At 60.1% G+C, this 4,193-nt stretch carries 4 protein-coding genes and 2 pseudogenes; 1 reads left to right on the plus strand and 5 read right to left on the minus strand.

The genetic code is table 11. From position 1 onward, the window contains the following. Nucleotides 1-122 (minus strand): annotated as a pseudogene (locus BM004_RS41305) (IS3 family transposase); the annotation flags it as partial. Continuing rightward, the gene (locus BM004_RS40375) at nt 85-681 is read right to left on the minus strand and encodes a transporter substrate-binding domain-containing protein (RefSeq protein WP_218152792.1); all 597 of its coding nucleotides are present in this window, start codon (nt 679-681) and stop codon (nt 85-87) included. The gene BM004_RS40375 and the pseudogene BM004_RS41305, both read right to left, overlap by 38 nt. A gap of 664 nt (nt 682-1,345) precedes the next feature. On the opposite strand from BM004_RS40375, the gene BM004_RS40385 reads away from it, so the two are divergent. After that, nucleotides 1,346-2,761 carry an aminotransferase-like domain-containing protein gene (locus BM004_RS40385; RefSeq protein WP_177206804.1) on the plus strand — a complete coding sequence of 472 codons (1,416 nt, stop codon included), beginning with the start codon at nt 1,346-1,348 and terminating at the stop codon, nt 2,759-2,761. A 322-nt stretch (nt 2,762-3,083) separates the two neighbouring features. On the opposite strand, the gene BM004_RS41310 is transcribed toward BM004_RS40385, so the two are convergent. The 3 genes and pseudogenes from BM004_RS41310 to BM004_RS40400 all read right to left on the minus strand — a co-directional run. Then, nucleotides 3,084-3,248, minus strand: coding sequence for a HAMP domain-containing histidine kinase (locus tag BM004_RS41310; protein ID WP_143120485.1), 165 nt, complete (start codon nt 3,246-3,248; stop codon nt 3,084-3,086). Between the two features lie 238 nt (nt 3,249-3,486). Continuing rightward, a complete protein-coding gene (rraA, locus tag BM004_RS40395) occupies nt 3,487-3,972 on the minus strand; it encodes a ribonuclease E activity regulator RraA (RefSeq protein WP_093222581.1) in 486 nt (161 codons plus the stop codon). A gap of 8 nt (nt 3,973-3,980) precedes the next feature. Then, a pseudogene (locus tag BM004_RS40400) lies at nt 3,981-4,193 on the minus strand (tripartite tricarboxylate transporter substrate-binding protein); the annotation flags it as partial.

The raw sequence follows: 4,193 nt of genomic DNA on the forward strand, positions 1-4,193 counted from the left end.
CCGATCTTCGGTGCAATCGATTCGATCGCCGCCCACAGCGACGGGTACTCCCCGCGGTGCTCCTGCACCATCCTCACCGCGCGCTCACGCACCTCGGGTGAGAACTTGTTCGACTTCTTCATGGCTCAATCCTCTCAGAGTGTTGAGCCTCCACAAAATCCGGGGCGATTCAGTGCACTGTATCTGCATAACCTTCCCAAGCTTTCCACCATTCTTTTCGAGTGTGGCCTTCAGCTGCGTCGACACGTGAGCCAGTTGGGCGCTTCCGGCTTGCACGCCCACCGTTTTTCCGGACAAGTCGTTCACTGACTTGATCGTTGTATTGCCGGTCTTAACGAGGTAGTAGTCGCTCGCGTCAGCAATCGGACTCGCAAAGTCGAGGGACTGCATGCGCTCTTTCGTCATGATGGCCGCTGTGATGGCAATGTCGTACTTGCCGGTCGCAACGCCTGCAAGAATTCCTGTGAACGGCAGAATCTCGTGACGGACTTGGAATGGCGCGTACTTTTTAAGTTCTTCAATCAGCTCGTTGTCGAAACCGGTCGGCTTGCCATCTTTAACGAACTCGAACGGCGGGTAGTCGTCCTCGGTCGCGACGACGATGTACCCGCGTGCCTTGATCTCTGCCAAAGTAGCACCGCTTGCAACGCCAGACACCGCGCACAAGGCGAGCGATGCCATAAGTGCACCTAGTGGAAAGAAGCTGAGAGCGGTGGTAGTTTTTGGCATCTTGGACCTTTAGATTGCGGGGATGGAAAAGCACGCATTCAGAGCCTGAAGACGTCTCTGAATGTGCCTTTCATTCGCAATGTTTATGCCAAGCTACCTGGCCATTCAGCCACTGCGGTCGCACCTCTTCTGGTGCCCAAGAAATGGCCACCGGGGCCTCGCCTTATCGAGGTTGCACCACCACTGCTCTTTGTACGATAGGAAATTCATGCAAGTCGCACCTTGCGAGATCGTTGCTCAGCAGTTCATGCACAAGTAGTCTCGGCTTGCAGCAAGACTCGCGACCGCCGTTTTCGTCGAGGAGCCGAGGGAATGGGCGGTCGGTGCTGAGCGAGTGGGCGTGAACGAAAGGCAGCTATGCCCGACCGTCTGTACCCCCGACTGCTACCACGTCGCGCAGAGACAACGCGAGATACAGCCTTCAGGAAATGGGGTGTCCTTGTGAGGCGTAGGACTTCACGCCGGAGTTGCGCGTGGATTCACTCGTAGCCTGCAAGATCGTTGAGTTGATAAAATCGGAATGCGCGCGGCGCCGCGCGAGCAAACGCTTCGGTCCGTCTTCCGACAGTTGTCGAACAGTGGCTGCCGAGAACTTGACGCTACAGCCTTCCGATCCATGCGAAAAGCTAACAACCTGCCAGCTTGGCTTTCCGACATTGCCAAGGAAGGGGTACCTCGTTATCTGGCGATCGCAGATGCGGCCGAACGAGCGATAGAGTCCGGTGCGCTCCGTTCCGGCGATCAGTTGCCACCGCTCCGTGCTTTGGCAAAGGAACTCGGCCTTGACGCAGGCACCGCCTCAAGGGCGTATTCGGAGATCCACCGCCGCGGGTTGACGACCGGGCAGGTTGGTCGTGGAACTTTCGTCCGCCGTCGCAAACCTGACGCACCTACATCGCTCTGGCAGGCGTCAACTACGAACCTCATCGACTTGTCGCACAACTTCCCAGAAAGTGCGCCAATGAACCCCGCGGCTGCGCTCGTTTCGGCCGCGTCGGAGGGTCTGTTAGACAGCAATTTGCTGCTCAGTTGTCAGGCGGACTCGGGGCATTTGTCACACCGACAGGTGATGGCACGCTGGCTGGAGGCAACTTCTAGAACGAGAGTGACGCCCGACGACCTGCTGATCACAACCGGAGCACAGCATGGGGTGCTGCTTGGGATCCAGGCTGTCACGCAGCCGAGCGACATCGTGCTTGTCGAGTCCGCGACCTATTTTGGAACGCTTGGAGCTGTGCGATTCCTTGGGCGCCGACCGATGCCAGTGACTATCGATGAGAAAGGCCTGGTGTCCGAGGCACTTGAACGGGCGTTTGTGGAAACTGGGGCGCGCGTGATGGTATGCAATCCTACGCTGCAAAACCCGACTACTGCCGTCATGGATCTTGATAGACGTGCATCCATCGCTCGTGTTTGCCGAAGATTCGATGCGACGATCATTGAGGACGACGCTTATGTTCTGCTTCATGCGCCGCACTTGCCCTCTCTATGCTCGCTTGCACCGGAACGCACCTTGTACGTAACAAGCTTCGCCAAGGTGCTTGGCTGCGGCCCGCGTGTGGGCCTGATGCGCGCGCCTTCGCACTTGGTCGGTCGTCTCGGTATCGGATTGCGCTCGACGAGCTTGATGGCACCGACGCCGATGGTGGAGTTGATGTGCCGGCTCGTAACGTCCGGAGGCATCGAGCAGCTGGCGCAGGCGCGACGCCTCCAGTTGGCAGAGAGGCAGGTCTGGGCCGGTGAAATTTTGGGGAGTACACCTGCTCAGCGGCATCCGGGGGCCTATCATGCTTGGTTGCCGATCGGGGACTGGGGTAGCGAACGGTTCGTCGTCACCGCTCGAGAACGTGGCGTCGCTGTAACCCCGGGTGCGATTTTTAGCGCAGAGGTCGAGGTTCGTAATGCCGCAGTGCGCATCTGTGTTTGCGCCGCGATTGACAAGGCAAGCTTGCAGCAGGCCCTTCATGTGCTACTTCAGCTTATCGAAGAGAGCCCTTACGACTCTCCGACGGCGCATCCATCTGTTGCTTGAGATCGACGCTGCGGCCCGAAGTGTAGTCAAGCAGGGAGATGAATTGCTGCGAGCGCCGCCATGTTGAACGTGGGCTCGGTGCCGAACTTGGAGTTCGGCCGTGGTTTTGTGGGTAAGCGCGCGGCGAAGTCATCTTGATCTCCTGAGATTCAGCAGGCATCGTGTCCGCGGTGAATGATGTGGACACGATCGATGGTGTGGTTACGTGGGCCACTCGTCGCAAGCACAGCGCGCAGTTCAGGGCCGAAGTCTTGGAAGCATGTCGCCAACCCCATGCGTCTGCAGCGGCGATCGCCAGGCTGTACTGAATCGCCCCGGCGATTCACGATTGCACCGCGGCATCGATGAAAGTCAACGGTGTGCGACAGTCATGCGCGAGCTTCGAGACGAACTCCCGCTGCTGCGGAACGGCCTCGCGTTCAACCTCTTCGAGCGATTGCAGCAGTTGAGTTTTAGGGCGTGCACGCATCGCGATCTCTTCGTGCAACGTCGTATGGGCGCGTGTATTGATCGGTGTTGAGGCCGTGACGGCACCTTCGTGAGGCCGAACTGCCGCTTGATCACCAGCAACGGGTACGCCGCCTTCTCCCGGATGCCGGTCTTGCGGTATTCCTGCTTGCGCGCTCTGGCTTCGGCTCGGGGCTCTTGCATCTTCGCCATGTCGCCGGACTGGCGCGCACTGTGTCACTACACGTCAGTCGATGCTACTTGTGCCACCGACGCATTCACGGCTGGCCCTGGTGAGGCGCGTCGCGCAGTATGATGAGTCCGTCGTCGTCGAGCGCGACGGTGTCACCGGGGGCGAACGCGATGCCGCCGATGTCGAGTTCGACGTTGCTTTCGCCAACGCCAATTCCGCCGCCGCGCCGAGGAACCCGGCCCAGCGCCAGCACAACGAGATCGAGCGCTGACAATGCTTCGACATCGCGGACCGCGCCGCTAATGATCACACCGCGCCAGCCATTGGCGATGCCGATCGAGGCCATGCGATCGCCGAACACTGCGGCACGCAAGGAGCCGCGTGCGTCGATGACCAGGAGGCGGCCTTCGCCGGGCATTTCGAGCGTCTTGCGTATTAAAGACGCGTCCTCGAAAGTCCTGACGCACGCGATGCGCGCTGTCGCCGCGCGGCATCCGCCGTAGGAAATAAAAGGCGCGTTGCAAACCAGCACGGCGTCCCCGTGCTGGTCACAGAGATCGGAGGTGCGCATCACTGGGTTCAGTCCAGCGTCGCGCCCGAGAGCTTCACGAGCTTCTGGTGCTTTGCCAGCTCGGCCTGGAAGAAGGCCGGCGCGGTGTCCGGTCCCTTGTCGAGCACGGTGAGCCCTTGCCCGGCAATGGCGGTCTTCGCCTCGGGCGAAGCCATCGCGGCCTTGATGGCGGCGTGGTAGCTCTCCACCATCGGGCTGGGCAGGCCCGCCGGCCCGACCAG

The organism is Variovorax sp. OK212, from assembly GCF_900112425.1.
In the GTDB taxonomy this organism is placed as follows: Bacteria; Pseudomonadota; Gammaproteobacteria; order Burkholderiales; family Burkholderiaceae_C; genus Variovorax.